Below are 26,630 nucleotides of genomic sequence, written 5' to 3'. Positions count from 1 at the left end.
GCCGGTGATGCGCTCGAGCCGGTTCAGCACCTCGGGCTGGCTGTTGGCGAAATTGTCCAGGATCACGGGCTGATAGCCCGCCTCGAACAGTGCCACATAGGTGTGGCTGCCGATGTAGCCGGCGCCGCCGGTCAGTAGGATGTTCATATCGCCTTCAATTTTGATTGACATCTTTTCGCCACCATCAAATACGTACTGTCAGGCAAATGGACCATCCCAGTAGCGGCGGTACATCCCCAGCTTTCGCTTCCAATGGATAGGAAGACGCGCATCCTTTTGGCCCAGCTTGTAGCCTGCCAACTTGACGGCGTTACGGACCATGGCTGACGGCCAAAGATAAAACCGGCCCAAGCCTAGGAACGACAGTTCGGACTTGACGTAGCGCAAGCCTTCGCCTCCAGCTCCGCCGAAATTTTCCCGTATCCAGGGCTCGCGAGCGTGGAAAACGCCCATGTCGAAATAGCGTTTGAATTCTTCCATCAAGGTGTAGTTGTGCGAGTGACGGCATTGTGCGTCCCCAGCGTAAGCCACTTTCCAACCTTGCATCAGCATCTTTGCCGTGGCATACATGTCCTCGGCAAAAATTACATGAACCGGAAAGCCCCCCGCGGCTTTGAGCGCAGCACTGCGATAAGCCGCGAACGAGTTGGACATGAATGCGGTCTTGATCCCCAGGCTGGGTGCGTCGGCCATGACCTTAACCTGTATACCATCCGGATAATTGAACAGCCGCGCATGTTGTGCCAGTGGTGTGGCGTCCAAATGCGGCAGTTGTCGTCCGCAAACGGCGCCAACTCTTGGATCCGAAAACGGCTTCACCAGCTGCTCGATAGCCGTTTTTTCCGCCAAGCAGGCATCCTGCGTCAGGTAGACATAAATGTCATAGCCAGGATTTCTGTCGATCATCAACTGGCGGGTACCACCGTGGTTGAACTCGCCAGACGGGATAACGGTCACGTTGCTGACCCGCTCACGTGCCAGTTCCAGCGTCCCGTCCTTGGAGCTGGAGTCAACGATGAAGGTGTCGAATTCCGCTGTCTGGCCTTCCAAGGAGTCCAGTAGTCTAGCCAGATCTCTACGTCCGTTGTAGGTCGGAACAACACAAGCGATGCGTGTCATGCGTTACTCGTAGGTGTCTGCTTCAGCAAACAACTTGGCTGCCGCATCCTTGGCTGCCAGCTGCGGCTTGAAGTCGATCGGCCAGGCGATGCCGATCGCCGGATCATTCCAGAGCAGGCTGCGCTCGTGCTCGGCGTACCAGTAGTCGGTGGTCTTGTAGAGGAATTCGGCTGACTCGCTCAGCACCACGAAGCCATGGGCAAAGCCCGGCGGGACCCAGAGCTGCCTGTGGTTGTCGGCGCTCAGGTGCACGCCGACCCACTGGCCGAAGGTGGGCGAACTGCGGCGCAGGTCGACCGCGACGTCGAACACCTCGCCCTGCACCACGCGCACCAGCTTGCCCTGGGCATGCGCGATCTGGTAATGCAGGCCGCGCAGCACGCCACGGGCCGACTTGCTGTGGTTGTCCTGCACGAACTCGACCTGCAGCCCGGTGGCCTGGGTGAAGTCGCGTGCGTTGAAACTCTCGTAGAAGAAGCCGCGCGCATCGCCAAAGACCCTGGGCTCGAGCACCAGGACTTCGGGAAGGGCGGTGGGTGTAACGGTGAATGGCATGGCGTAGGGCGGTAAACGGTTTACTTGAGCAGGCTCAGCAGGTATTGCCCATAGCCATTCTTCTTGAGCGGCTCGGCCAGTTGCTGCAGCTTGGCGGCATCAATCCAGCCCTGGCGGAAGGCGATTTCCTCCGGGCAGGACACCTGCAGGCCCTGGCGCTTTTGCAGCGTCGCGATGAAGCTGGCGGCTTCCAGCAGGCTGTCATGGGTGCCGGTGTCAAGCCAGGCGTAGCCGCGACCCATGATCTCGACATTGAGCTGGCCCAGTTCCAGGTAGCGCTTGTTGACATCGGTGATCTCGAGCTCGCCACGCGGCGACGGCTGGATGTCGGCCGCAATGTCGCACACCTGCTGGTCGTAGAAGTACAGGCCCGTGACCGCGTAGTTCGACTTCGGGTGCTGGGGCTTTTCCTCGATGCTGAGGGCGCGGAACTCCTGGTCGAATTCCACCACGCCGTAGCGCTCGGGGTCGTGCACATGGTAGGCAAACACGCTGGCGCCCTCGGTGCGTGCATCGGCGTTGTGCAGCTGCTTGCCCAGGTCATGGCCGTAGAAGATGTTGTCGCCCAGCACCAGCGCGCTCGGGTGGTGACCGACAAAGTCCTTGCCGATGATGAAGGCCTGGGCCAGGCCGTCCGGACTCGGCTGGACCGCGTACTGGATGTTCATGCCCCACTGGCTGCCGTCGCCCAGCAGGTCGGCAAAGCGCGGCGTGTCCTGCGGCGTGCTGATCAGCAGCACGTCGCGGATGCCGCTGAGCATCAGCGTGCTGAGCGGGTAATAGACCATCGGCTTGTCGTAGACCGGCATGAGCTGCTTGCTGACAGCCTGGGTCACGGGATAGAGGCGGGTGCCGGAGCCGCCGGCCAGGATGATGCCTTTGCGATCAGTCATGATGAATTCGAGGGTTGGAGGTCAGAGGATTTCGGCCAGCAGGCGCTCGATGCCCTGCTGCCAGGGCGGCAGCGTCAGGCCGAAGGTCTGCTGCAGTCGGGTCGTGTCCAGGCGCGAGTTGTGCGGTCGCCGGGCCGGGGTCGGGAAGGCGCTGGTCGGCACCGGATCGATCGCCTGCACCTTGAGTTCGAGCCCGGGCTGGAGCCGGCGTGCGATCTCGACCACCTGGCTGGCATAGCCATGCCAGGAGGTTTCACCGGCAGCGGCCAGGTGGTAAAGCCCATAGCCGCTGCCGGTGCGCAGGACCTGCCGAACGGCATGCGCGGTCACGTCGGCGATCAGCTCGGCGCCAGTTGGCGCACCGCGCTGGTCGTCGATCACGCTCAGGCGTTCGCGTTCCTTGGCCAGGCGCAGCATGGTCTTGGCGAAGTTGCCGCCGCGCGCCGCGTAGACCCAGCTGGTGCGAAAGATCAGATGCCGCGCGCAGGCCTGGGCGATCAGCTGCTCGCCTTCCAGCTTGCTGTGGCCATAGGTATTGAGCGGGCCGGTCGCATCGGCTTCCTGCCAGGGCTGGTCGCCACTGCCATCGAAGACATAGTCGGTGCTGTAGTGCACCAGCCAGGCGCCGACCTCGTTCGCGGCCTGTGCCAGCGCCTGCGGTGCCAGCGCGTTGATCAGTCGCGCCAATTCAGGCTCGCTCTCGGCCTTGTCGACCGCGGTGTGCGCGGCAGCGTTGACGATCACCTGCGGCCGCAGTGCACGCACCGTGGCCTGCAGGCTTGCCAGATCGGACAGGTCACCGCAGTAGTCGCTGCTGTGGCGATCCAGCGCCACGACCTGGCCCAGGACGCTGAGGCTGCGCTGCAGCTCCCAGCCGACCTGGCCGCTCTTGCCCAGCAGCAGGATGGTGGGCGTCAGAGTTACGGCACTCATGCCGATGGCGCTTCGCTGGCGTATTGCTTGGCGACCCAGTCGCGGTAGCTGCCGCTTTGCACATGGGCGACCCAGTCCGGATTGCCCAGATACCATTCGACCGTCTTGCGGATGCCGGTTTCGAAGGTCTCGGCCGGCTTCCAGCCCAGCTCGCGCTCGATCTTGCGCGCGTCGATCGCGTAGCGTCGGTCATGGCCCGGACGGTCGGTCACATAGGTGATTTGGGTCGCGTAGGAGCTGCCGTCGGCCTTGGGGCGCAGCTCGTCGAGCAGGGCGCAGACCCGCTGCACGATCTCGATGTTGGGCTTCTCGTTCCAGCCGCCGACGTTGTAGGTCTCGCCCAGGCGGCCGCCTTCGAGCACGCGGCGGATCGCGCTGCAATGGTCCTTGACGTAGAGCCAGTCGCGGATCTGCATGCCGTCGCCGTAGACCGGCAGGTGCTTGCCGGCCAGGGCATTGACGATCATCAGCGGGATCAGCTTCTCGGGGAAGTGATACGGGCCGTAGTTGTTGCTGCAGTTGGTGGTCAGCACCGGCAGGCCGTAGGTGTGATGCCAGGCGCGCACCAGATGGTCGCTGGCGGCCTTGCTGGCCGAATACGGGCTGTTGGGCTCGTAGCGGTGGTCCTCGGCGAAGGGCGGATCTTCCTTCGACAGCGTGCCATAGACCTCGTCGGTGCTGACATGCAGGAAGCGGAAGTCGGCCTTGTCGTCGGCCGGCAGGCCTGCCCAGTAGGCGCGCACCGACTCCAGCAGGCGGAAGGTGCCGAGGATGTTGGTCTGGATGAAGTCCTCGGGGCCGTGGATGCTGCGGTCGACATGGCTTTCGGCCGCGAAGTTGAGCACCGCGCGCGGACGGTGCTCGGCCAGCAGCCGATCGACCAGCTCGCGGTCGCCGAGGTCGCCCTGGACGAAGACATGGTTGGGATTGCCCTGGAGCGAAGCCAGGTTCTCGAGGTTGCCGGCGTAGGTCAGCTTGTCGAGGTTGATGACGGGCTCATCAGATGCGCTGAGCCAGTCGAGCACGAAGTTGCTGCCGATGAAGCCGGCGCCGCCAGTTATTAAAATCATGAAAAATTGATGCTAAAAGTGAATTGATTAAATTTGGTGTTTTCTGCGAACAGAGATGGCCAGATTGAAGATTTTAATAAAGTTTTAGGCTGCTGATTTTTTATCGCCAGTCATTGATTTTTCCGAATCGGCGTCGAGTGAAGTCTAAAAATCCTAGAAATGATAGTTGAATTTTCTCTAGCTTTTTTGTTTCGAAAGCGATGACTCTGAATAGATCGTAGAAAATTGCAATAAGTTCAAATGTGATTATCGATGGAGTTTTTAGGCCGTAGCATTTAATAATTTCCATCCTGTTTCTTGATATGTAGTATTTTCTGATTGGGGAGTGATTGGTTGGCCTGATTTCAAGTCCTAGAAGTCGAAATATTTTTTGTTCTCCTAGTTCGTGAAGCATGCAAATGTTTGATGTCATGTAATTAACATAGCCTTTGCTTAACAGCCTGAGGGAGAACTCGTTGTCTACGTAATCAATGAAAAGATCTTCCCTGAGTAATCCGACTTGATCAAAAATTTCTAGAGAAAGTAGTGATCCTGAGGCAATCGGACATGAAACGCGCTCTATATGATTGCTGGGTTGAAATCTATTAAAGGTATATTTATTGAAAATAAGTGCTTTTGCAGCTATGTTTGTCCGTGGATTTTTGTAGGTAGGAGCTATGATTCCTACTTTATTTTTTGGATTCAAGTTATCCCAGAGTAGGAGGATATCTCTATAGTTCTTCGGAAGATTTGTGTCTTGATCCAAAAGGCATACGTGAGTGTACGCATTGTAAAGTTTGGCTTTTAATATTCCGTCATTTGTTGCTTTTGCTATTCCTAGATTACTGCCTTCTATGATAAATTCGATATTTTTTCTGTCGGATAGTTCATGGAATCTATCGTCCCATTCTCCGTTTACAACAACGATCAGTCCGTCTAGTACATCGAGATTTGTTTTTAGTGATTCTATATGTTGACTTGTCGGGTTGTAAAAAATAACAATCCCGCATATTTTTGAGCTCATGATTCTGTTTTATTTAAAGATATTTCGATGAAAAAAAATGGGGAATACAGTATTAAAAATATCAAGCAGTCTATTGTATTATTGATGAACTCTCCGTTTCTAACTAGCAGAAATAGCTTGAGGATAAGGAAGCTATAGATTGGAGTTGCGAGTCGTTTCGTCTTTGGATTTAGGTATAGATTATGTATTGAGTTAATTATTATTGAGTAGTACATTAAATACAAAATCGGCAATATGAATCCAAATGAAATTATTGGATAAAATATTCCAATTGTTGGACCTGGTCCAAAGTGGTTGAATTTTTCCGCCACTATCTGCGGCGACAGAACAGAGGCCCCTCCTCCTATTAGATTGATAGGTGTCATTTCCAATGGGCTTCTAATTTCAAAAAAATCAATCCATGAGTCAATAAGAAATGCCGAGAGTTGGAATGGATAAAATTCCTCGCTAGCGAAGTAATTTGATAGATCAAGAATGTGATCGCTTCCTATGCGAAGATTTACGGATGCTATAACAGAAGCGATCGATAAAATCACCATGCCGGCAATTATTTTAATATTTATCCTGCTACCAAATCCAATCATAAAAACTAAGATTGCGTATATTAGAATCTCTCTTCTGGTCATTAGGAAGTATATAAATAGAAGTCCAAAAAAAGTCAGAATGAGTAAAAACTTCCTGGGAATTGAATTTTTATCCCATAGTGAGAAGATGTAAAACCAAATGATGACGCCAAAATGAGCCAGGAAGTAATATTTGAGTTTCCCGCCTTCGCTTAGTATGACTCCAATCATTGGTTGTCTTATGGAGAATGAAATTACATCGGTGAATAGCGTTTCGGCAAGATTGATCAATTCGAGTGAATTGTTTAGTTCAATCATGCTGTATAAGAAAATAACGATCCAGGAAGCCAGTACTAATGTTAAATATTTTTTATTTTCAATTTCACTTGCGCTGACTGATATCTTTAATACTGGAAATTTAAATATGATAAATACTAGCGCGGCTAGTGCTGATATTATTCCATATACTGAAATTGGATTGTTTAGTCTTAAGCCTGAGTTGTATGATGCAAGGTATGGATGGTTGGTTAGTTCAATAATTAGTGCAGGCGTGAGATATATTAAAATGGTGAAAAAAATTATTGTGTGTGGATAAGTCCATTTCGAGATTTTCTTGGTATTTTGGCTATTAAGTAAATTATTCAAAATTAACTTCCTAGTTGTTTTTTGTTTTGATAGATGTTATCAAAACATGCCTTGTTTTTTGTGCGCGCTAAGGATGATGTTCGAAACTAATGACGAGTGATTTCAAGGTGCCTTTGCTGCCCTGACGGCCAGCAACTTGGCAAGTCATATATAGGGCTTTCGGGTGGGAGTGCGCATGCTTGGCGGCGGGTTTTGTCGGTGTTTCGCCGCGCGGAGGGCTTGGTATATTGTGCTAACGGCACCAGCAGGCGTGTCTGCTCAACAGTGATTGCGCACTATCGAGTGCGCTGGCGTCATTGAAGACCTCCCAGTCCTCTGGCGTGACGATGTCTCCAGACTCTGAACCGTGGATCGCGTGTGCGTGGATGTGGCATGGCTTATAGCCGCGCTTTAATTTTCGCGCCATACACGCGTTGCGCCGCTCTGATTACGCCCAGCATGTTGAATACCACTATCGCGCACCGGCGCCAACGACACCCGCACATCGGCGCTCTGCCATACTGCCCGGATTTAGCCGATTTGGCACAGCGCTACCTGAGCAGCCAGGAACAGGTTAGACCTTATTTCAGCATTATTGATTGGATCATTTCGCATGATCAGGGTAATGATTTCTGCTTCAGAAAACAGAATGACGTCTGCTTATTTTTTTTGAAACATACCATTCAGATTATTGCTGATATTGGTCATTAATCTGTTGCTCTGCTGTACGCCCCAATATTTGACGTTTATGTTTTTGTTGTAGCTTTGTTGGGATTTAATTATTGCATAATACTTCAGCAGTATGAAGTAGCATGCTGCCTTGAAGCTTACTGCTTTGTTTTCCTTGAAGAAGTATTGAAAATCTATTAGCTCGAGAAGAGAGTTTTTTATTATTATCAGAATGAATAGGTGTCTTTTTATAAGCCGCTTTGTTTTGTAGATCTTATTTCCAGAAAATAATATATCTGCATATCGTAAGCCTGCAAGAGTTCTGGAGTACCATTTCCTATATGTATACTCTGCGTCAAATGGATGGCTGTGATACAAGCACGTTCTGGATGTGTATCCTACTCGCAGTCCAAGTTTGATTGCTGTCGTCGCCCATATTCCATCTTCCATGCTCTGCGCTTCTTCATCAAATTTTACTTGATTCCAGGCTTCTCTTTTCATGAAGCAGGCAGCGTTCGATATTCCAGTTTGATTTTTAATTGAAAGTTTGCATAAGTCGATGTCTGGATACCATTTGAAGAGTTCGTATTCTTCGAAATAATCTAATCCTTTGATTGGTATCTGGCGTCCATATATTGCATCATAGCCTTCTTGGATTGTATGTATCGAGGTTTCAACCCATTGATCTGAGGCTAAGATGCAGTGCCCAGATATTATTGCAATGTAATCAGAGTTTGATGCTTCTATTCCTTTGTTGAGGGATCTGCCCCAAGACCACTCGCTCTTTGTTATGTGAACTATTTTTGCACCAAGTTTTCTGGATATCTCAACAGTCCCATCGGTTGATTCGGAGTCGACAATAATTATTTCAATGTCGTGATTGGTTGCTTGAGCTTTAATCTTCTTGATGACTTCTTCAATGTACTTCTCTTCGTTGTAGGTTCTAATTACAAAGCTGACATTCATTTTGAGAGAAACCTATATGAATAGATGGACATGAGCAGGCAGACCACCATCTCTGCCGCAACCGCTGAGATGGCGATGTTTTCTGGATTTTGCTTGTTGAAATAATTTAGAACTGCAAATACAATTAATCCGCTTAGGATTGATTTGAAGTATTGCTTGTTCATTGAGTTGGCTATCAGTACGTAGTTTCCTAGAATATTTGAAATTGCAAAAAAAAGCGGAATAATGCTCAGTATGCTTAAGATGCTCGCGGACTTGCTATACTTGTTGTTATCGATGAATTCGAATATTTCGCTTGAATACCAGATTGTGAATGACGAAATTATCAGGCAAAAAATAAATGATATTTGAATTATCTGTAATATTTTCGATCTGTAAACTTTTCTTTTTTTGTCAATATCTTTGAAGATGATGGGGTGAATGGCATTTAAAAATGGCGTTAGTAGACTTTTAACTGCATTCATAACCCTTTCGGCGGCTCCGTAAAGGGCTGCTGATTCAGGGCCAAGATATTTTGCTGTAATGATTATCGGGCAGGATATATATATCCAGGCCATCAGTGACGAAATTCCAATTGTCTTGATCTTTATGAGTTCTTGAAAGGCTTGTATTGGATTGATATTTTTGCATGAAATTTCATATTTTAAAAATAATTTTTTATTTAATACGATTGATGCGATGAGGGGTGGCGTAAATGTTGCTGCTAATGCAATGGTTATGGTCATTCCCTGTGTGCTTAGGATAAGCATTAGTATTGCTGTGACCGCTTTGGCGATGGAGTTTGTTATGACAAATTCTTTTATTTCATTCTTTGCTATGTAGTAGTAGCTTGGGTTGGCGACTATCCCGAGCGTGCCTATTGCAGTGATGATTATATTGATTGCGTTGAATTCATTATTGAAAAATATAAGGCCTATTGTGGATCCTGCGCAGTATGTGATGAGAGTTAATGAGACTCTTGTTGTGAGTGCACTCCCCAGTATTTCGGCTGTAATTTCTTTTGTTTGCGCGCGCGACATTTTCTGGGCTGTAACAGTGGATATTCCCATGTCGGCAATTATTGCGCCAAAACTTGCTATTGTTATGTAGACTGAGTAGACTCCAAAGCTGGAAAGCGATAGCGATTTCGCTAGAATTGGCAATATTATTATTGGCGATATATAATTAAGGGCTTGAATAATCCCGAAGCCTAGTATTCTGTTGATCAATTTTTATCCGTGGTTGTAATTGTATTTTTTGAGTGAGTTTTTGTTGGTGGTTTTTTAATTTCTTGTTTGTATTGGTGCGTGTAAAGAGGGTGAGTTTAAAAATTGAAGCACAACATTCGGTTTTTCAGTAAATGAAGGGCGGATGTTGGGAGCTGTTCAGTAGCAACTTTCGATAAACTACCAGTAGTGATCGTGCCCCGAGGCCCTTGCGTGGTTGATCATTGATTCAGTCGGTAATCTCGTCGGGCTGCTCTCGGCTGTGCACAGACAAGACGGTACTGGCGCATCAGTCCGTTGGTGTTCTTGTTGGTGTCGTGCTGCCATAGGCTGTGCGAATCACTAAAAGTAGATGGTCACGCCAATTTACTCGGTTAGTAAAAAATTTTCTGGTTCCGCCTATGCGCTAGGCCCTGACGCATGGGTTGGGTAGTGCATCGTCTGTGAATGCCTGCAATTCAATGGCGGCGCTGATGAGCTTAGAGTGCGATTGCGAGATCGGAATTAATAATAGGGGCTTCGATCTGGCTGCCCACCGCGCTGGCGTTGCATTTGATGAGGTTGACTTTCCTGCAGCCTAGATACTAGCGATTATCCTTCTTGGCAGGATACGTGTGGATGCTGAGCATGTCTGGAAACTGTCTGCATCGGTTCCTGGCCTTTGCTGTGTGGTGCGCGTTTTTTGTGAGTGTATTGTGCAGGCAGGCGATCAGGTATTTGTGAAGCTTGTCCACTGGTTGGGTATAGATAAAGTTGTAAATGATCTCGTGCGAGACGCGGAGCTCATTGCCCTCGGGGTAGATGTGCGCCAGTGTCAGGGCAATCTGTTCGGACGACCAGCGCTGTCGCAGCAGATACTGCACGATGACAGAAACGATAGTGTCAGAATGCAGTTTTCGGATCGGGTGGCACTGTCTGCGGTGACGCTAGCAGCTTTGCTGAGCAGCGGTACTGTTGTACTGGCTGGTTGAGGCACTACGTCGCAGTTCACGGCTGATGGTGCTGGCGGAGCGACCGACAATACTGTCGATTTCATGCACGCTGTAGTTACGCTGCTTGAGGCTGGCAAGAGACACACAATCTTCGGACTGTATTTGGTGGTAGGTTTGATGCTGTGGCGACATCTGCTTACCTTACGGCAGATCATGTGTTTCGCTTCAGATTTAAATCCACCGCTAATAAGCGCCTTGTCGGAACAGCACAACCCCGACGGTCTTGAACAGGATCGAGATGTCGGTCCACAGCGACCAGTTCTTGACGTACCAGGCGTCCAGGTAGACACGCGTGTCGTAATCCACGTCGTTGCGGCCGCTGACCTGCCACAGGCCGGTCACGCCGGGCTTGGCCTCGAGGTAGTACGAGACATCTTCGCCGTAGCGTTCAAGCTCTGCCTTGACCACCGGGCGCGGTCCCACCAGGCTCATTTCGCCCTTGATGACGTTCCAGAGCTGTGGCAGCTCGTCCAGGCTGGTCCTGCGCAGGATGTCACCGATCCGGCTCACGCGCGGGTCATTCTTGAGCTTGAAGTCTTTTTCCCATTCGGCGCGCGCTTCGGCGCTGCTGGCCAGCAGTTCGGCCAGTACCTCCTGCGAGTTGACCACCATGGAGCGGAACTTGTAGCACTTGAACGGCTGACCGTTCTGCCCGATGCGTGTGTGGCCGAAAAAGGCCGGACCGCCGTCGCGCTTGACCAGGACTGCCAACACCAGCATCAAAGGGCTCAGCACCAGCAGCGACAAGCTGGCAGTCACGAGATCGAAGACTCGCTTGACAGCCTGAAAGATGGGGCGATCCAGGTTGTTCTGCAGATGGATCATCAGCACTTCATGGCTCTGGAAATGCGAAGTTTCCAGGCCAAACAGCGGGATGCCGCGCATGGCCGGAACTACATGCAGATTGTTGACGTGGTGCTGGGCCAACTGGCGGATCAGGCGGTCGCGTTGCTCGGCTTCGTCGGGTTCGACCGCGATCACGCACTGGTAGTAGCGCTGGATCAGTTGCCAGGATTCCGGTTTGTCCTGCCAGGCAAAGTTGCCGGGCAGGCAGGCCGGGATTTCACGCGCCTTGCCGGTTGGCAGACTGGCGAAACCCTTGACCGTCATGCCCATCCAGGGTTCGCTGCGCAGCGCCAGGCAAGCCTGGATGGCATTGTTGCCGTCGCCAAAGATCAGGGTCGGCTTGACCCATAGTCCAAGGGCCTTGAGCAGCTGGTGTGACACCAGTCTTCCTGCGAGCACCGCCAGGATCACATAGGCAAAAAGCTGGGCGCTGGCGCCCAGCGAGAAGGCCGTCGAACTTGTCAGTGCCAGACCAGCAGCCAGCAGCGTGATGGCAAAGGCTGCCAGCACGACATAGAGCAACTCGTTCCAGAACGGACGGCGTTCGGTGTAGATCCGTCTGGCCAGTCCAAACCACAGCAGCCAGCCCAGGGCCAGGATTTCGTATTGCGCCTGATTGGGCGTCAGCCCCCAGAAAGTGGGGGTATGCAGGGCGACGGCTTCGATCCCCAGCATGACAAGGGCTTGCGCCCAGACTTGCGTCCGTGCGCTGAACCGGTGGGGACTGATTGCCCCATTTAAATTATTATTAACTTGCATGAAACGGCCCCCCTGGGCCTTGCCCGGCTTGTTATTAAGATTTGAAGCCAAAGCTGCGACGAATTTTGGCTAGCCTCTCAGCCGTTTCGCTCGATCGCCTGGCGTTGCGCAGGTTTTGCCTGATGAGCACATACAACAGCAGTGCGAAGCCGCTACCCAGCGTGGCCAGGATGGCGATCAAGGCTTTCTTGGGTTTGGATTTTTTCTCGGGGGCCTGAGCTATGTCCAGTACCTGTACCACCGCACCTTCGCGTGCCTCGTCAACTTTAGCCAGTTCGTATTGCTTGGCGAACAGCTCGAACAAGGTTTCCTGGTACTTGAACTCGCGGTAACGGGTAGTGTAATCACCATCGCCACTGCTCTTGCTGTTGGCGTTTTCAAGTTTGTTGAGTTGAGCCCGCAGCGCGCCCAGTTCGGTCATGGCCTGCTTGAAGTCGGGTGCCGATTCGGTCAGGTAGCCGCGCAGGCTGGCGACCTTGACCTCTTGTGCCGTGACCTGGGCTTGCAGTTGCGCCACCGCCGTGACTGCCGCCTTGGGATCACTCTTGAGTGTTGAGGCATCGACGCTGCTGCTGCGCAGCGCCTGTTCGGCCTGTGTCAGTTTGTACTGGGTCTGTTTCAGCTGCTTTTCGAAGAACAGGCGCCGTTGCTGCGCTTCGGTCACTGCCAATTGGCCCAACAGGCGCCGTAGTTCCTCGACATGGGCATTGGCCAGATCGGCCGATACCTGGGCTTCCTTGTCGTCGACTTCGACCGTGATCAGGCCATCCTTGCCAGCGCTGATGCGGGTGTTTGTACTCAGTTCTTTGCGCGTGTCTACTTTAAATTTTTGGTCATAGCGTTCCTGCAGCTTGAAGCGCTCGATCAGCGCATCCTGCACGTTGATGCTCTTGAGGTAGGCCACATACTGATCGGCCGGGCTCTTGAGCCCAGCTGCTGCGCCGGCCAGCCCACCCAGGGCGCCCAGGCTGGACAGCATGCCGGCTGCTAGGCTTTGCTGCTGCTGTGGCGGCAGGAACTTGGTGCTGGCGGTGTAGGTCGGTGGAATCGCAAAGCTGATCGCTAGGGCGGTCACACCCACGGCCAGCGGCCCTACGGTCAGCAGCTTGATGTTGTCGGCGACGATCTGCAGCAGGTCGAGCAGGCTGACCTCGTTGCTGGCTGGTTTGCTGGAGCTTTTGGGGACTGCGGTTTCGTTCATGTCAGTCCCTTACAGCGTGTTGATGGCGGCGATGCCCAAGCCCAGGTTGGCCAGGATCTGCGTCCAGTCCTTGACCACTCGGGTGATGAAGGTCCACTTGGTTTCGCGGTCGACCTTTTGCGGCACCACCACGGTGTCGCCCGGCATCAGCGCGAGCGAGTCGAAACTGCCGCTGAACCAGCCCGAGCGGTCCTTGCGTGCCACCACGGTGCCGTCGGCGCGCAGCACGAAGGCCTGGTCGAGTTCGCCGTCCTCGGTCACGCCAGCGATGCGCAGCACGTCGTCGACGGTGCGGCCGGGCTTGTAGACAAACACGTTTTCATTATTGACGGCACCGAAGGCCGCGACGAAACCGGGTGTTGACGGCATGACGATGCGGTCGCCGTCTTCGACCGGGATGTCAGGCAATGCCATCAGGTTGTTCTGTGTCGGCGACAGCTCGAGCGCCACCCGGCCATTGCTGCGCATGGTCTTGAGCCGGGCCAGCTGTTGCTGCTGGCTCTGCTTTTGTGCTTCCAGCAGCGTGGCGGCCTGAGCGGCGCGGTCGGCGCCGAGGTTGGCGAGCTGGGCGCTGGACTGCGACGACATCGAGGCCTCAAGCTTGGCTATCACTTGGTCCAGATTCTTCTGTTGCTGTTTGCGCACCGACTCTCGCGTGAATTCCGTGCCAAAGACATAGGCCTGCGGCGTCAGGCCGCCGACACGCTTGATCAGTTGGCGCAGCGTTTCGCCGGGTTTGGCCTGGTAGACGCCGGGGGCGGCGACTTCACCCTCGATGCGCACCAGGCGCGATTGGCGGTCGGTCGGCAGGCGCAGGTCGGTCTGGTTGAAGATCGACACCACATCACCCGGTTGCAGCGGCAGGTTGTGTTCGGCGTCGCGCTGCAGCACGGCCTTGCCGAGGTTGAATGGGATCAGCTGGGTGCTGAGCGTGTCCTTGTTCAGGCGCTCGATGACGGCGTAGTCCCAGTTGATCTGTCGCTTGCCTTCGCTGAAGCTGTCGAGGATGGCAGCGCCTTCGGCCCTGTTGCTCTCTTCTTTCAGCTTTAGCTTTTCCTTTGTATTGCGTACAGCTTTGACCTGACCCGACAGAGCATCGCCAGCTTTGCCATCGGAATTGGCATCTTCAGCCTCTTCCTGCAATTGCACAAAGGCATTCTTGCGTTGGTAGTAGTCACGGCTGATCAGCGCCTCGGGCTCGGGAATCAGGTCCGCCACCTTCATGCCCGAAGTCCAGGCATGGCGCAGGGGTTGCGCCACCGAGCCTTGCAGCGTGACGGCATTGCCGAAAGCCGGGCTGATGGGCAGCAGGGTCAGTACATCGCCGTCGCGCAGCAGCTGCTGCAGGCCGGTCTGGCTCAGCGCGATTTCCTGCACCTGGCGTGGTGCTGACTTGGCGCTGGGGTCGATGCGCTCCAGCAAGGCTTTTTGTGGCGATGCCAGCGTCGGCACGCCGCCGCCCAGCGCCAGCAGGTCGCCGACGCTGTTGCGGTCTGGCTTGATTTCGTAGATGGCGGCCTGGTCATAGGCGCCGGTGATGGCCACGCGTGCGCCGGCCGGCGGAATCACGATCACGTCGCCCGGCTGCAGCGACGGGTCGTTGAGCTTGTCGCCCTTGGCGATGAAGTCGTACAGGTCGATCGTGGCCACCAGTTGGCCGCCACGCTTGAGCTGGATCGCGCGCATGGAACCGTTGGCGCTCGGCCCGCCGCTGGCGAACAGGGCATTGACCAGGGTGCTGAGGCTGGACAGGGTGTAGGTGCCCGGGCGTTGTGCCTGGCCCACCACATAGACCTGGATGCTGCGCAGCCTGGCCACGCTGGCTGACAGCTCGATATTGGTAAAGACCTTGTTGACATGGGCCTTGAGCGTGGGCTCGAGCTTGCCGACGCTGATGCCGGCCACGGTCACGGCGCCGACCTTGGGGATGGTGATCTGGCCCTTGCTGTCGACCACCAGCTTGGCGGCCAGGTCGATCGCACCCCAGACCTGCAGTTGCACCTCGTCGCCAGGGCCGAGCACATAGTTGGCCGGCGGCGCGATATTGCTGACTGGCGCATAGGTCTGCGTCTGCGCGAACAGTTCGGCGCCATAGACCGGCAGCAGCTTGCCGGTCGATTCCTGCACGAAGCGCTGGAACTGGCTGGGCTTGGGCAGCTCGGCCGGACGCTTGAGCTCGGGCGTCAATTCGGGCAGGACTGGCTGGTTGCTGGCCTGGGCCAGGCCGAGGTTCCTGGATGGGCCGACACCGGTCGCAGTAGTTCCCAGCTGACCAGCCATGCCGTTGTCAGTGGCTTTGTTGCTGGCACCAGCAGTGCGTAGCATGTCCAGCTGTGTGCTGGTATCTGTCTCGGGTAGGGCCTGCGCCCAGGCTGCACCCGACAGCACCAGCGAGGCCGCGATCGCGGTCAAGGCGGTAGAACGCATCTTGAACTTGTGCGAGAGAGCAGGGGCGGTGCACCCAAGATGGGAGGCAGTTTCTGGTTTGAGCATTGTTACAAATAGTCTGGATATGCCATCGCATTGGATGACATTTATGTGTCAAATTGATTGCAGATAGCTAGAGGGGCTTGCTAGCCGTCAGGCCCAGCCGCCAGTGATGACGCTGGTTGTCGCTGACGCGCTGTCCGTCCTTGAGGCCCAGCCATTCGATCTCGGGGGTGATGCGGTAGGGGCCCCAGCGCAGGGTTTGACTGGCTGAGACGCCGAGGAATTTGCCTTTGGGCGCGTTGCTGCCAGGCAGATGGGCACCCAGGCTGTAATGGATCTGGCCGGTATGCAGCTTGAGTTGGCGCTGCGACTGGGCGTCGAGCAAGCCTAGGGTGACCACTTCAGAGCCGCCGCCGAAGGCGCTGCCGATCCAGCGTCCGCCATTCGTCAAGCCTTGCGGGTAGTAGTAATTGTCGTAGCCGGCGATACGTTTGCTGTTGTCGTAGATGGCGTCGACGCTGGTGTCGGCGTATTCGGCGAAGGCCCGGTAACGCCCCTGGTCGAACCAGGTTTCGACGCCGAACAGGCTCATGAAGCGGTAGGGCAGCGGAATGCCGCTGCCGGCGGAATCCTCGCCCATCAGTTGCACATAAGCAGCGCAGTTGCGCCGGGTCGGGCAGCGCAGCCGCAGGTCGTAGCCGGCGATTTGCGAGCTGCTGTCAACCGGATTGTTGGCGTCCTGATTGGTGCTTTGGCCGAGCAGGGACTTGACGTAGGTGTTGAAGTCCTGCGGCCGGCCCTTGCCGCCGAATTGGACAGCGCGGCTCAAGCCGACCTCGACCCAGGGCGCGGGCTTGAAGGTCATGCGCATGCCGGTGTAGAGATAGCCTTCGGGCTGATTGGCCACCACGACCGGGTCTTGCGCCTGGGCGACGAAACCTTCCAGGGTCCAGGGACCGAGCCAGGACAGCCAGGGCGATGCCGAACGCTGCACGCTGGCGCGCTGCAGCCCGAGTCCGATCCAGGCCGGACTGTTGTGGCCGTTGACCAGGCTCGATTGCCAGCCCGGTCCCCACCAGTTCTGGTGCGCGAACGCCTGCAGGTTGACGCCCTTCCACTCGAGCACGGCGGCGGCATTGTCGGGACGCAGCTGCACCTGCCCTTCCTTGCCCAGTCCGGAGAATTCCGTCTGCAGCGAGTTGGGACTTTGTTCCAGCTTGAGGCCGATCCGACCGGCGAACGACACCGAGTCGCCGGTCCATTGCGCCTGGTCGCTGGCCAAGCTGAAAGAACTGCCCGGGGTATAGTTTTGCCCAAAGCCACCGGCACCTTCGGCGCGGTTGCGCAATTGGAAGCTGGTTTGCACCGTTTGCAGGTGCTGCTCAAGGGCACGCTGCAGGTAGGCCAGGGCCTGGGCCTGTTCGGCATTGGCCGGCTGCACCTCGTTGAGCGCGTCCTGCACGGCAGCCGCCGGCAAGGGCCAGTGGCTGGTGGTGAGTGGCAGACCGGCATCATCGGCCAGCAGCTGCAGGTAGTGGCGGGCCTGCCAGGACGGCGCGTAGGGCACTGAGGCCTGCGTCATTTCGGCCCCGGCCAGACCTGATGTCGCCATGGCTACCGCAATGACGATGCCTTTAATCATCGCGTTTTCCATTTTTGCTACTTTGAATTTAATTGCCGCCCATTATACTAATTACGACGATAGCTAGAATTGATGATTCTCTAATCGAAATAATGGATTATTTAATGAAAAAAATATCAATAACAATGATTGGAATGCTGTTGGTCACCCAGGGCCACGCTGGCGGCAATGGTTGGGGCACGGCTTCCGACCTGCTGGCTGTAGGCCTGCCGACGCTGGCTGCGGCCTACACCTACCGCGATCGGGATGCCGATGGTGCGGCGCAACTGGCCTGGACGCTGGGCGCCACCGTGGGCAGTGCCGAGATCCTCAAGTCCCAGATCTCGGAGCTGCGGCCCGACAAGTCGGATGACAAGAGCTTTCCGTCCGGCCATACGGCAGTGGCGTTTGCCTCGGCGCGTTACCTGGACAAGCGCTATTCCGGACAGGTCAGTCCCTATCTGCTGTACGGTGCGGCCAGCCTGACGGCGCTGGCGCGGGTCCAGGCCGACAAGCATTACTGGAAGGACACGATCGCCGGTGGCGCCCTGGGCTATGCCTGGGCTGAGTTTTTCACCGAGACCCAGGCCGGTGGCCGTGTCAGCCTGCTGCCGGCTCCGAATGGTGTGACGCTGGCCTGGCAGCGGCCCTGGTAAGCAGGCCGGATCATGCGGCCCTTGTTGCATAACCGCGCCCGGTCGCGGGTGGCGTCTTTCGGCCATGCCTTGCGCGGCATCGGCGTTCTGCTGGCCGGGCAGGCCAATGCGCGTCTGCACCTGCTGGCGGCCACACTGGTGGTGTTGCTGGGCGCCTGGCTGGGCATCAGCGCGCTTGAATGGGCGCTGCTGTCGGTGGTGATCGGCCTGGTGTTGTGCGCCGAGGCGCTCAATACCGGCATCGAGCTGGTGGTCGACCTGGTCTCGCCCGAATGGCACCGGCTGGCGCGCGACGCCAAGGATGTGGCGGCGGCCGGTGTGCTGCTGGCCAGCCTGGGCGCGCTGGCGACCGGCGGCTGGATCTTCCTGCCGCGGCTGCTGGTCCGCTTCATGCCGGTTGGCTGAGCCGCGCCAGATCGCACGCAATCGATCAGAAGCCGCGCACGACTTCCAGCGCTTCCTCGATCCGCTCGACCGGGTAGATCGTCATGCCCTCGAGCGCCTTGGCCAGGCTGCTGTCCGATTTCTTGGGCAGGTTGGCCTTGGGCACTATGGCTATCTTGAAGCCGAGCTTGGCCGCTTCCTTCAGGCGTTCCTGGCCGCGCGGCGCCGGGCGCACTTCGCCGGCCAGGCCGACTTCGCCGAAGGCCAGGAAGCCCTGCGGCAGCGCCTTGCCGCGCAAGGACGAGGTGATGGCCAGCAGTACCGCGAGGTCGGCCGCCGGCTCGCCGATGCGCACGCCGCCGACCGCGTTGACGAACACGTCCTGGTCGGCGCAGGACACGCCAGCGTGGCGGTGCAGCACCGCCAGCAGCATCGCGAGCCGGTCGCGGTCCAGGCCGACGCTCAGGCGCCTGGGGCTGGGGCCGCCGCTGTCGACCAGAGCCTGGATCTCGACCAGCAGCGGCCGCGTGCCTTCGAGCGTCACCAGCACGCAGCTGCCCGGCACCGGCTGGCTGTGCTGGCTCAGGAAGATCGCGCTCGGGTTGCTGACGCCTTTCAGGCCTTTTTCGGTCATGGCGAAGACGCCGATCTCGTTGACCGCGCCGAAGCGGTTCTTGATCGCGCGGATCAGCCGGTAGCTGCTGTGCGTGTCGCCCTCGAAATAGAGCACGGTGTCGACCATGTGCTCGAGCACGCGCGGGCCGGCCAGTGCGCCTTCCTTGGTCACATGGCCGACCAGCACGATCGCGACGCCGCTGGCCTTAGCCGCACGCGTCAGGTGAGCCGCGCATTCGCGCACCTGCGCCACCGAGCCCGGCGCCGAACTCAGCTGGTCGGAGTAGACGGTCTGGATCGAGTCGATCACCGCGATCGCGGGCCGCTTGGCGTCGAGCGTGGCCAGGATTTTCTCGAGCTGGATTTCGGCCAGCACCTTGACCTGGCTGTTGTCCAGGCCGAGCCGGCGCGACCGCAGCGCGACCTGGGCGCCGCTTTCCTCGCCGGTGACATAGAGGGTGGACAGGTTGGCGCGCTGCAGCGCGTCGAGCGCCTGCAGCAGCAGCGTCGACTTGCCGATGCCGGGGTCGCCGCCGATCAGCACCACGCCGCCCTCGACGATGCCGCCGCCGAGCACGCGGTCGAGCTCGCCCAGGCCGGTCGGCGTGCGTTCGAAGTCAGAGGCTTCGATCTCGCTGAGCGTCGCGAGTTCGGACGCCGGCGCCAGGCCCTTGGGGGTGGCGCTCAGCCGGTTCTTGCTGCTGGTGGGCGCCTCGGCGACGGTTTCCACCAGGCTGTTCCAGGCGTTGCAGCTCGGGCATTTGCCGAGCCAGCGCGTGCTGGTGCCGCCGCATTCATTGCAGGCATACAGGGTCTTGTCTTTGGCCATGGCGGCGACTGTAGCAGCGCGCCGACTGACCAGCGCGGCTTCAGGCCAGCTGCAGGAAGTCGATCACCGCGTCGAGGTGTGCGCCTTCGAAGTCGCTGAGTCCATGGTCGCCGCCTTCGACCAGCCGCAATTGCACGCCGGGGTGGCGTGCCACCATCTCGCGCCAGTCCAGCACTTCGTCGCCCTTGGCGATGATGGCCAGGCATTGCGCCGGGTGCGGCAGGGTACCGGTCTCGATCGCGCGCAGCTGCTCGACATAGTCGGGCCGAAAGTAGAAACGCTCGGTCGGGTCCTGCCAGCTGCCTTGCTCGCCGATGTATTGGGCCAGGTCGCGTGCCGGTTGCACGGCCGGGTTCAGTAGCACGGCCCTGGCGCAGCCGGTCTCGACCGCAAGCCTGGCCGCGTAGCAGCCGCCCAGCGAGGAGCCGAGCACCGCCATCGTTTCGCGTGGCCAGTCGGCCGTCAGCGCGCGGATCAGTTCCATCGCCGCCGCAGGCGAGGGCGGCAGCTGCGGGCAGCACCAGACTGTGGCGGGATGGTCGCGCCGGACCCGCTCGGCCATCAGCCTGGCCTTGGCCGATTGCGGCGAGGAACGAAAGCCGTGCAGGTAGAGCAGATGCGTGGTCTTCATCGAAGCAGGATAATCCAGCCCCATGTCTGCGTTTGCAAAACCTCCCCTCTGGCAACGGCTGCGCCCGGCCTTCGCCGGCTTCGATGGCGTGCTGGCGCTGGCCGTGGCCTTGCTGATCTGCGGCGGCATGCTCGTGATGTATTCGGTCGGCTTCGACAACGGCAACCGCTTCTACGACCATGGCCGCAACATGCTGATCGCGCTCGGCGTGATGTTCGTGGTGGCGCAGATTCCGCTGCAGCGCCTGTCCGCGCTGGCGGTACCGCTCTATACGGTCGGCGTGGCGCTGCTGCTGGCGGTCGCGCTGTTCGGCATCACCAAGAAGGGCGCGACGCGCTGGATCAACGTCGGCGTCGTGATCCAGCCGAGCGAGATCATGAAGATCGCGATGCCGCTGATGCTGGCCTGGTGGTTCCAGAAGCGCGAGGGGGCGCTGCGTCCGCTCGACTTCGCGGTGGCCGGACTGATCCTGCTGCTGCCGGTCGGCTTGATCATGAAGCAGCCTGACCTGGGTACTTCGCTGCTGGTGATGGCCTCGGGCCTGGCCGTGATCTTCTTTGCTGGCCTGAGCTGGAAACTGATCCTGCCGCCGATCCTGCTCGGCGCGATCGGCATCGTGACCCTGGTCGTGATGGAGCCGCAGTGGTGCGCGCCCGATGTCGACTGGCGGGTGCTGCACGAGTACCAGCGCCAGCGCGTCTGCACCCTGCTGGACCCGACGCGCGACCCGCTCGGCAAGGGCTTTCACATCCTGCAGGGCATGATCGCGATCGGTTCGGGCGGCGTCTGGGGCAAGGGCTTCATGCAGGGCACCCAGACCCACCTCGAGTTCATTCCCGAGCGCACCACCGACTTCATCTTTGCGGCCTTCTCGGAGGAGTTCGGCCTGGTCGGCGTGCTCTGCCTGGCGGCAGCGCTGCTGTTCCTGATCACGCGCGGGCTCAAGATCGCGCTCGAGGGGCCGACGCTGTTCTCGCGCCTGCTGGCCGGCGCGGTGTCGCTGATCTTCTTTGTCTATGGCTTCGTCAACATGGGCATGGTCAGCGGCATCCTGCCGGTGGTGGGGGTGCCGCTGCCCTTCATCAGCTATGGCGGTACCGCGATGGTGACGCTGGGTGCGGGCCTGGGGATATTGATGGCGGTGGCGCGCGCGCGGCGGCTGGTGCAGACCTGAGGCACAAAACCTACAATGCGGGCATGATCGCCCGTGAACCCACCCTGGCCCGTCTGGCCATCGCCCAAGACCTGCTGCTCTCGCCTTACGGCCTGGACGAGAAACACCTCAAGCGTGCGCTGGGCGAGATTCTCGTGCCCGGCGTCGACGACGCCGACCTCTATTTCCAGTACACCCGCGCCGAGGGCTGGAGCCTGGAGGAGGGCATCGTCAAGACCGGCAGCTTCAGCATCGACCAGGGCGTGGGCGTGCGCGCCGTCAGCGGCGAGAAGACCGCCTTCGCCTATTCCGACGACTTGAGCTGGACCGCGCTGCTCGACGCCGCGCACAGCGTGCGCGCGATCGGCGCCCAGGGCCAGAGCCTGAAGGCCAAGGTCGGCGCGCGCAAGGTCGCCAAGTCGCGCAGCCTCTACGCCGGCCTGGACCCGATCGCCACCCTCGACAGCACCGAGAAGGTCGCACTGCTCGAGAAGGTCGAGCGCCTGGCCAAGGCCAAGGACCCGCGCGTGGTGCAGGTGATGGCCGGGCTGGCCAGCGAATACGACGTGATATTGGTCGCGCGCGCCGATGGCACGCTGGCGGCTGACGTGCGCCCGCTGGCGCGGCTGTCAGTGACCGTGATCGCCGAGCAGGGCGGCCGGCGCGAGGTCGGCACCGGTGGTGGCGGTGGCCGCTTCGGCCTGGATCGCTTCGATGACGCGCTGCTGCAGGACTATGTCGATGACGCGGTGCGCGCGGCGCTAACCAACCTCGAGTCGCGCCCGGCACCGGCCGGCCAGATGACGGTGGTGCTGGGTCCGGGCTGGCCCGGCGTGCTGCTGCACGAGGCGGTCGGCCATGGCCTGGAGGGCGACTTCAACCGCAAGGGGTCCAGCGCCTTCAGCGGGCGCATCGGCCAGCGCGTCGCGGCCAAGGGCGTGACCGTGCTGGACGACGGCACCATCACCGACCGCCGCGGCTCGCTCAACGTCGACGACGAGGGCTGCGCCAGCCAGAAGAACGTGCTGATCGAGGACGGCATCCTGAAGGGCTATATCCAGGACAGCCTGAACGCGCGCCTGATGGGTGTGGCACCGACCGGCAACGGCCGGCGCGAGAGCTATGCCCACCTGCCGATGCCGCGCATGACCAACACCTATATGCTGGGCGGCGACAAGGACCCGCAGGAGATCATCGCCAGCATCAAGAAGGGCCTGTACGCGACCAATTTCGGCGGCGGCCAGGTCGACATCACGAGCGGCAAGTTCGTCTTCAGTGCCAACCAGGCCTGGTGGGTCGAGAACGGCAAGCTGATGTATCCGGTCAAGGGCGCGACCATCGTCGGCAGCGGCCCGGAGGCGCTCAAGAAGATCACGCTGATCGGCAACGACCTCGCGCTCGACAGCGGCGTCGGCAGCTGCGGCAAGGACGGTCAGAGCGTGCCGGTCGGCGTCGGCCAGCCCACGTTGCGCATCGAAGGCCTGACGGTCGGCGGCACGGCCTGAGCCTGGCGCCCGTGATGGCGGGTTTACCCGGATTGCCGCTTTTGTCAGAAAACGGTCCGGTTTCCTGTGCTATATTGATTCGCATGAAGGCAACCCGCTTTTACTTTGCTTACTTTTGGTTCTCAAGCGTCACCGACGGCAGAGAGAGTTGAGCACAGCTAAAAGCGCCCAAGCCCCTCACAAAGAACCGTCGGAAGCCCCGGCGGTTTTTTTTTACCTGTCACACCCCACAGCCCCCATCTTCCAGGAGTTCAGCGATGACCAAGCCCCACCAGCCCGCGACCGATGTCTGGTCCTCCCACCCGGCCGACCGCACCAGCCGTACCGACGACCAGCGCATCCAGGACATCACCGTGCTACCTCCGCCCGAGCATCTGATCCGCTTCTTCCCGATTGCCGGCAGCAAGACCGAGAAGCTGATTGCCGATACGCGCCGCAGCATCCACGACATCATCCAGGGCAAGGATGACCGGCTGCTGGTCGTGATCGGCCCCTGCTCGATCCATGACCCGGAAGCGGCGCTGGACTACGCGCGCCGCCTGCAGCCGCTGCGCGAGCAGTTCGCCGACACGCTCGAGATCGTGATGCGGGTCTACTTCGAGAAGCCGCGCACCACGGTCGGCTGGAAGGGCCTGATCAACGACCCCTACATGGACGAGAGCTACAAGATTGACGAGGGCCTACGCATCGCGCGCCAGCTGCTGATCGACATCAACCGCCTGGGCCTGCCGGCGGCCAGCGAGTTCCTCGACACCATCAGCCCGCAGTACATCGGCGACCTGATCAGCTGGGGCGCGATCGGCGCGCGCACCACCGAGAGCCAGATCCACCGCGAGCTGGCCTCGGGCATCTCGGCGCCGATCGGTTTCAAGAACGGCACCGACGGCAACATCAAGATCGCGACCGACGCGATCCAGTCCGCCAGCCGCGGCCACCATTTCCTGTCGGTGCACAAGAACGGCCAGGTCGCGATCGTGCACACCAAGGGCAACCCGGACTGCCACGTGATCCTGCGCGGCGGCAAGACGCCCAATTACGACGCCGCCAGCGTTGCAGCCGCCTGCAAGGAGCTCGAAGCCGCCGGCCTGCCGGCGACGCTGATGGTCGACTGCAGCCACGGCAACAGCAGCAAGCAGCACGAGCGCCAGATCGTCGTCGCCGACGACATCGCGGCCCAGCTCAGCGCCGGCTCGCGCCAGGTGTTCGGCGTCATGGTCGAGAGCCACATCAAGGGCGGGGCGCAGAAGTTCACGCCCGGCAAGGACCAGGTGTCCGGCCTCGAGTACGGCAAGAGCATCACCGACGCCTGCATCGACTGGGACAGCTCGGTCCGGGTCATGCAGACGCTGAGCGACGCGGTCAAGGCGCGCCGGGGCTGAGCGCAGCGGGCAGGGCCGGTTCCTGCCCCTATAATCCTTTCCATGTTGAAAAACCGTTCGACCCGACGCATCACCGCATGGCTGTCCATGCTGGTGCTGGTGTTGAACGCCCTGATGCCGCTGGCCGCCCAGGCCATGGCGGCATCGACCCCGGGCAGCCAGTGGCAGGAGATCTGCACCAGCACCGGCATGGTCCGGCTGCCGCTCGATGACTCGGAGCATCATCCGGCAGACTCGGGGGCCGGTCAGTCGCAGGACTGCCCGTATTGCAACCTGCACGCCGGTCATGCCGGCCTGCCGCCCGCGGCGATCGATCCTGTCGCCGTCCTGCCTTTGCGCGAGATGCCACCCGCCTTCTTCCAGGCGGCGCATACCTCGTCGGTCTGGCTGGCGGCGCAGTCGCGCGCCCCTCCCAGCCTGAACTGACCCCTTCCTAGCCTTCCCCTGCGGGGAAGCCATCGGGCTTGACGCGGTTGCCTTGGCAGCGGCGCGGCCCTGGTCAGATCAGGAGTTTCAATTGATACCGCAAGACAAACTGCGGCGCGAACAGACGCGCCGCGGCTGGCTGCGCCGTGCCGCTTTCTGCACCGCCTGGCTGCCGCTCTGTGTCGCCCAGTGGCCGACGGCCGCGCTGGCCCATGGCAGCCGGGTGGGCGACCTGCGCCTGCTCCATCCCTACGCGACACCGACCCTGGGCCATGCCAGCACCGGCGCCGTCTACCTGGTGGCCATCGACAACCAGGGCGAAACGGCCGAGCGCCTGCTGGCGGCGAGCACACCCGTCGCCGAGCGGGTGGAGCTGCACCGCCTGCAGCAGGACGGTGACGTCATGCGCATGCAAGCCGTCCCCGCCATCGCCATCCCGCCCCGGACCCGGCTGGCCATGCGCCAGGGCAGTCCGGATGGCCACCACCTGATGCTGTCGGGACTGCGGCGCCCGCTCGTCGTGGGCGATCGTTTTCCGCTGACGCTGCATTTCGAGCGTTCCGGCGCGGTCAAGGTCGAGGTCTGGGTGCAGCAAGCCCCGGCAGCGGCTGCACATCCGCAGCACTGATTTTTCAATTCGAGTCAAGGAAAAACCCAATGAAGAAATCCCATGCATGGCCCGGCGCGGGCCTGACGGCTGTCGCCCTGAGCAGCCTGCTGGTCGCCTGCGGCGGCGGCGAAGACGGTCCCCAGGCCGTCGAGATCCAGTTTGCTGCCGTTGCCGCAGAGCAGCCGATTGCCTGCAACAGCACCGTGCGGCTGGGGCGGGACAATGTCGAAGCCACGCTGAAGGACCTGCGCTTCTACATCTCGAATGCCGCGCTGTTGCGTGCCGACGGCAGCGAAGTGCCGATCACCCTGGCTGGCAACGACAACTGGAACCTGACCGTGGGCCAGGACCGCGTCACGCTGATCGACCTGGAAAACGCCACCGGCGCCTGCCCGAGCGCGACCGGGACTGCCGCCACCCAGGCGGTACTCAAGGGCCGCGTGCCGGCAGGCAGTTATACCGGCGTCAGGATGACGCTGGGCGTGCCGTTCGCGCTCAACCACAGCCTGTGGTCGGACCCGGCCAGCGCCAAGCCGCCGCTCGACATCCAGGCCATGAGCTGGAGCTGGCAAGGCGGGCGCAAGTTCGCCAAGATCGAGATCACCCAGCCTGCCGGGGCCAGCCCGGCCTGGTCGGCACCGACTTTCAACTTCCACCTGGGCTCGACCGGTTGCCAGGGCAATCCGGTGACCGGCACCCAGGTCAGCCACTGCAATGCCCCCAACCGCATGGACTTCACGCTGCCCGCTTTCGATCCGGCGACTCAGAAGGTGGGCGTCGACTTGCGCGCGCTGCTGGCGGCGGCCGACATCACGGTCAACGCGGGTGGCGCATTGGGCTGCATGTCGGGCGGGACCGATCCCGAATGTCAGCTCCTGTTCGACGCGATCGGCGTTGATTGGAAGTCCGATGGCTCGGGCACCGGCCTGCCGGTCAATGGCGGCGCCGGCCAGGTCCTGTTCCGAGCAATCAGCAAATGAAGCGCGCTCGGCG

General features: G+C 59.0%; 26 protein-coding genes. 9 read left to right on the top strand and 17 right to left on the bottom strand.

Annotation, left to right across the window (positions count from 1 at the left end):
- The 10 genes from C6P61_RS10610 to C6P61_RS10575 all read right to left on the bottom strand — a co-directional run.
- The coding region (locus tag C6P61_RS10610; RefSeq protein WP_146115033.1) for an NAD-dependent epimerase/dehydratase family protein at positions 1-147 on the bottom strand (147 nt) is incomplete at its 3' end.
- Between the two features lie 51 nt (positions 148-198).
- Positions 199-1,119: a glycosyltransferase family 2 protein gene (locus C6P61_RS10605; protein WP_105729906.1), complete on the bottom strand. Its 921-nt coding sequence runs from the start codon at positions 1,117-1,119 to the stop codon at positions 199-201.
- A 3-nt stretch (positions 1,120-1,122) separates the two neighbouring features.
- Positions 1,123-1,674 carry a dTDP-4-dehydrorhamnose 3,5-epimerase gene (gene rfbC, locus C6P61_RS10600; RefSeq protein WP_105729905.1) on the bottom strand — a complete coding sequence of 184 codons (552 nt, stop codon included), beginning with the start codon at positions 1,672-1,674 and terminating at the stop codon, positions 1,123-1,125.
- A gap of 20 nt (positions 1,675-1,694) precedes the next feature.
- The gene (gene rfbA, locus C6P61_RS10595) at positions 1,695-2,567 is read right to left on the bottom strand and encodes a glucose-1-phosphate thymidylyltransferase RfbA (RefSeq protein ID WP_105729904.1); all 873 of its coding nucleotides are present in this window, start codon (positions 2,565-2,567) and stop codon (positions 1,695-1,697) included.
- A 21-nt stretch (positions 2,568-2,588) separates the two neighbouring features.
- Complete coding sequence (gene rfbD, locus C6P61_RS10590) at positions 2,589-3,500, bottom strand: dTDP-4-dehydrorhamnose reductase (protein ID WP_211296963.1); 912 nt, start codon at positions 3,498-3,500, stop codon at positions 2,589-2,591.
- On the bottom strand, positions 3,497-4,570 hold the full coding sequence (gene rfbB, locus C6P61_RS10585) for a dTDP-glucose 4,6-dehydratase (RefSeq protein WP_105729902.1): 1,074 nt from the start codon (positions 4,568-4,570) through the stop codon (positions 3,497-3,499). The genes rfbD and rfbB overlap by 4 nt, the downstream gene beginning before the upstream one ends.
- Before the next feature lie 100 nt (positions 4,571-4,670).
- Positions 4,671-5,573, bottom strand: coding sequence for a glycosyltransferase family protein (locus C6P61_RS17715; protein ID WP_146115032.1), 903 nt, complete (start codon positions 5,571-5,573; stop codon positions 4,671-4,673).
- Positions 5,570-6,781 carry a hypothetical protein gene (locus C6P61_RS17710; RefSeq protein ID WP_146115031.1) on the bottom strand — a complete coding sequence of 404 codons (1,212 nt, stop codon included), beginning with the start codon at positions 6,779-6,781 and terminating at the stop codon, positions 5,570-5,572. Before C6P61_RS17710 ends, C6P61_RS17715 begins: the two co-directional genes overlap by 4 nt.
- 639 nt (positions 6,782-7,420) lie before the next feature.
- Positions 7,421-8,395, bottom strand: coding sequence for a glycosyltransferase family 2 protein (locus C6P61_RS10580; protein WP_105729901.1), 975 nt, complete (start codon positions 8,393-8,395; stop codon positions 7,421-7,423).
- Positions 8,392-9,603, bottom strand: a complete 1,212-nt coding sequence (locus C6P61_RS10575) for an oligosaccharide flippase family protein (RefSeq protein WP_105729900.1) — start codon at positions 9,601-9,603, stop codon at positions 8,392-8,394. Before C6P61_RS10575 ends, C6P61_RS10580 begins: the two co-directional genes overlap by 4 nt.
- A 611-nt stretch (positions 9,604-10,214) precedes the next feature.
- On the opposite strand from C6P61_RS10575, the gene C6P61_RS17980 reads away from it, so the two are divergent.
- A complete protein-coding gene (locus C6P61_RS17980) occupies positions 10,215-10,571 on the top strand; it encodes a hypothetical protein (protein WP_170067370.1) in 357 nt (118 codons plus the stop codon).
- Here the strand turns inward: C6P61_RS17980 and C6P61_RS18370 are convergent.
- The 5 genes from C6P61_RS18370 to C6P61_RS10545 all read right to left on the bottom strand — a co-directional run bounded on the left by C6P61_RS18370 (position 10,527) and on the right by C6P61_RS10545 (position 17,410).
- Positions 10,527-10,724, bottom strand: a complete 198-nt coding sequence (locus tag C6P61_RS18370; RefSeq protein ID WP_105729898.1) for a helix-turn-helix domain-containing protein — start codon at positions 10,722-10,724, stop codon at positions 10,527-10,529. The genes C6P61_RS17980 and C6P61_RS18370 overlap by 45 nt on opposite strands.
- A 51-nt stretch (positions 10,725-10,775) precedes the next feature.
- On the bottom strand, positions 10,776-12,113 hold the full coding sequence (wbaP, locus tag C6P61_RS10560) for an undecaprenyl-phosphate galactose phosphotransferase WbaP (protein WP_170067374.1): 1,338 nt from the start codon (positions 12,111-12,113) through the stop codon (positions 10,776-10,778).
- A gap of 118 nt (positions 12,114-12,231) precedes the next feature.
- Complete coding sequence (locus C6P61_RS10555) at positions 12,232-13,398, bottom strand: Wzz/FepE/Etk N-terminal domain-containing protein (RefSeq protein WP_105729896.1); 1,167 nt, start codon at positions 13,396-13,398, stop codon at positions 12,232-12,234.
- Positions 13,399-13,407: 9 nt separating this feature from the next.
- The gene (locus tag C6P61_RS10550; RefSeq protein ID WP_244908871.1) at positions 13,408-15,825 is read right to left on the bottom strand and encodes an SLBB domain-containing protein; all 2,418 of its coding nucleotides are present in this window, start codon (positions 15,823-15,825) and stop codon (positions 13,408-13,410) included.
- A 133-nt stretch (positions 15,826-15,958) separates the two neighbouring features.
- Positions 15,959-17,410: a capsule assembly Wzi family protein gene (locus tag C6P61_RS10545; protein WP_170067373.1), complete on the bottom strand. Its 1,452-nt coding sequence runs from the start codon at positions 17,408-17,410 to the stop codon at positions 15,959-15,961.
- A 194-nt stretch (positions 17,411-17,604) separates the two neighbouring features.
- On the opposite strand from C6P61_RS10545, the gene C6P61_RS10540 reads away from it, so the two are divergent.
- Both C6P61_RS10540 and C6P61_RS10535 read left to right on the top strand, forming a co-directional pair.
- Positions 17,605-18,105 (top strand): phosphatase PAP2 family protein, encoded by a 501-nt coding sequence (locus C6P61_RS10540; RefSeq protein ID WP_211296962.1) that lies wholly within the window; start codon positions 17,605-17,607, stop codon positions 18,103-18,105.
- 12 nt (positions 18,106-18,117) lie between these two features.
- Entirely contained in the window at positions 18,118-18,510 is a 393-nt protein-coding gene (locus C6P61_RS10535; protein ID WP_105729893.1) for a diacylglycerol kinase family protein, read from the top strand.
- Between the two features lie 25 nt (positions 18,511-18,535).
- Here C6P61_RS10535 and radA read toward each other — a convergent pair whose 3' ends face one another.
- On the bottom strand, positions 18,536-19,933 hold the full coding sequence (gene radA, locus C6P61_RS10530; protein WP_105729892.1) for a DNA repair protein RadA: 1,398 nt from the start codon (positions 19,931-19,933) through the stop codon (positions 18,536-18,538).
- 40 nt (positions 19,934-19,973) lie between these two features.
- The gene (locus C6P61_RS10525; protein ID WP_105729909.1) at positions 19,974-20,564 is read right to left on the bottom strand and encodes a YqiA/YcfP family alpha/beta fold hydrolase; all 591 of its coding nucleotides are present in this window, start codon (positions 20,562-20,564) and stop codon (positions 19,974-19,976) included.
- Positions 20,565-20,586: 22 nt separating this feature from the next.
- Between C6P61_RS10525 and rodA the strand changes: the two genes are divergently transcribed.
- The 6 genes from rodA (at position 20,587) to C6P61_RS10495 (ending at position 26,617) form a co-directional block, all read left to right on the top strand.
- On the top strand, positions 20,587-21,738 hold the full coding sequence (gene rodA, locus C6P61_RS10520) for a rod shape-determining protein RodA (protein ID WP_105729891.1): 1,152 nt from the start codon (positions 20,587-20,589) through the stop codon (positions 21,736-21,738).
- 23 nt (positions 21,739-21,761) lie between these two features.
- Positions 21,762-23,222, top strand: a complete 1,461-nt coding sequence (gene tldD, locus C6P61_RS10515; protein ID WP_105729890.1) for a metalloprotease TldD — start codon at positions 21,762-21,764, stop codon at positions 23,220-23,222.
- 257 nt (positions 23,223-23,479) lie between these two features.
- On the top strand, positions 23,480-24,601 hold the full coding sequence (locus C6P61_RS10510; protein WP_105729889.1) for a 3-deoxy-7-phosphoheptulonate synthase: 1,122 nt from the start codon (positions 23,480-23,482) through the stop codon (positions 24,599-24,601).
- 42 nt (positions 24,602-24,643) lie between these two features.
- Positions 24,644-25,027 carry a DUF2946 domain-containing protein gene (locus C6P61_RS10505; protein ID WP_105729888.1) on the top strand — a complete coding sequence of 128 codons (384 nt, stop codon included), beginning with the start codon at positions 24,644-24,646 and terminating at the stop codon, positions 25,025-25,027.
- A 91-nt stretch (positions 25,028-25,118) separates the two neighbouring features.
- Positions 25,119-25,655, top strand: a complete 537-nt coding sequence (locus C6P61_RS10500) for a copper chaperone PCu(A)C (RefSeq protein WP_244908869.1) — start codon at positions 25,119-25,121, stop codon at positions 25,653-25,655.
- Positions 25,656-25,684: 29 nt separating this feature from the next.
- The gene (locus C6P61_RS10495; RefSeq protein WP_105729887.1) at positions 25,685-26,617 is read left to right on the top strand and encodes an MbnP family copper-binding protein; all 933 of its coding nucleotides are present in this window, start codon (positions 25,685-25,687) and stop codon (positions 26,615-26,617) included.
- Positions 26,618-26,630: the final 13 nt, after the last annotated feature.

The organism is Malikia spinosa, assembly GCF_002980625.1.
In the GTDB taxonomy this organism is placed as follows: domain Bacteria; phylum Pseudomonadota; class Gammaproteobacteria; order Burkholderiales; family Burkholderiaceae_C; genus Malikia; species Malikia spinosa.
The sequence above is the reverse complement of the archived record's forward strand: the minus strand, read 5'-3'. Positions and strand labels throughout refer to the sequence as shown.

What these genes read in the sequence shown, in the direction of transcription:
- C6P61_RS10605 (WP_105729906.1), bottom strand. Translation starts at nt 1,119, where the DNA reads ATGACACGCATCGCTTGTGTTGTTCCGACCTACAACGGACGTAGAGAT.
- rfbC (WP_105729905.1), bottom strand. Translation starts at nt 1,674, where the DNA reads ATGCCATTCACCGTTACACCCACCGCCCTTCCCGAAGTCCTGGTGCTC.
- rfbA (WP_105729904.1), bottom strand. Translation starts at nt 2,567, where the DNA reads ATGACTGATCGCAAAGGCATCATCCTGGCCGGCGGCTCCGGCACCCGC.
- rfbD (WP_211296963.1), bottom strand. Translation starts at nt 3,500, where the DNA reads ATGAGTGCCGTAACTCTGACGCCCACCATCCTGCTGCTGGGCAAGAGC.
- rfbB (WP_105729902.1), bottom strand. Translation starts at nt 4,570, where the DNA reads ATGATTTTAATAACTGGCGGCGCCGGCTTCATCGGCAGCAACTTCGTG.
- C6P61_RS17715 (WP_146115032.1), bottom strand. Translation starts at nt 5,573, where the DNA reads ATGAGCTCAAAAATATGCGGGATTGTTATTTTTTACAACCCGACAAGT.
- C6P61_RS10580 (WP_105729901.1), bottom strand. Translation starts at nt 8,395, where the DNA reads ATGAATGTCAGCTTTGTAATTAGAACCTACAACGAAGAGAAGTACATT.
- C6P61_RS18370 (WP_105729898.1), bottom strand. Translation starts at nt 10,724, where the DNA reads ATGTCGCCACAGCATCAAACCTACCACCAAATACAGTCCGAAGATTGT.
- wbaP (WP_170067374.1), bottom strand. Translation starts at nt 12,113, where the DNA reads ATGCTGGGGATCGAAGCCGTCGCCCTGCATACCCCCACTTTCTGGGGG.
- C6P61_RS10555 (WP_105729896.1), bottom strand. Translation starts at nt 13,398, where the DNA reads ATGAACGAAACCGCAGTCCCCAAAAGCTCCAGCAAACCAGCCAGCAAC.
- C6P61_RS10550 (WP_244908871.1), bottom strand. Translation starts at nt 15,825, where the DNA reads ATGCGTTCTACCGCCTTGACCGCGATCGCGGCCTCGCTGGTGCTGTCG.
- C6P61_RS10545 (WP_170067373.1), bottom strand. Translation starts at nt 17,410, where the DNA reads ATGACGCAGGCCTCAGTGCCCTACGCGCCGTCCTGGCAGGCCCGCCAC.
- C6P61_RS10540 (WP_211296962.1), top strand. Translation starts at nt 17,605, where the DNA reads ATGCTGTTGGTCACCCAGGGCCACGCTGGCGGCAATGGTTGGGGCACG.
- C6P61_RS10535 (WP_105729893.1), top strand. Translation starts at nt 18,118, where the DNA reads ATGCGGCCCTTGTTGCATAACCGCGCCCGGTCGCGGGTGGCGTCTTTC.
- radA (WP_105729892.1), bottom strand. Translation starts at nt 19,933, where the DNA reads ATGGCCAAAGACAAGACCCTGTATGCCTGCAATGAATGCGGCGGCACC.
- C6P61_RS10525 (WP_105729909.1), bottom strand. Translation starts at nt 20,564, where the DNA reads ATGAAGACCACGCATCTGCTCTACCTGCACGGCTTTCGTTCCTCGCCG.
- rodA (WP_105729891.1), top strand. Translation starts at nt 20,587, where the DNA reads ATGTCTGCGTTTGCAAAACCTCCCCTCTGGCAACGGCTGCGCCCGGCC.
- tldD (WP_105729890.1), top strand. Translation starts at nt 21,762, where the DNA reads ATGATCGCCCGTGAACCCACCCTGGCCCGTCTGGCCATCGCCCAAGAC.
- C6P61_RS10510 (WP_105729889.1), top strand. Translation starts at nt 23,480, where the DNA reads ATGACCAAGCCCCACCAGCCCGCGACCGATGTCTGGTCCTCCCACCCG.
- C6P61_RS10505 (WP_105729888.1), top strand. Translation starts at nt 24,644, where the DNA reads ATGTTGAAAAACCGTTCGACCCGACGCATCACCGCATGGCTGTCCATG.
- C6P61_RS10495 (WP_105729887.1), top strand. Translation starts at nt 25,685, where the DNA reads ATGAAGAAATCCCATGCATGGCCCGGCGCGGGCCTGACGGCTGTCGCC.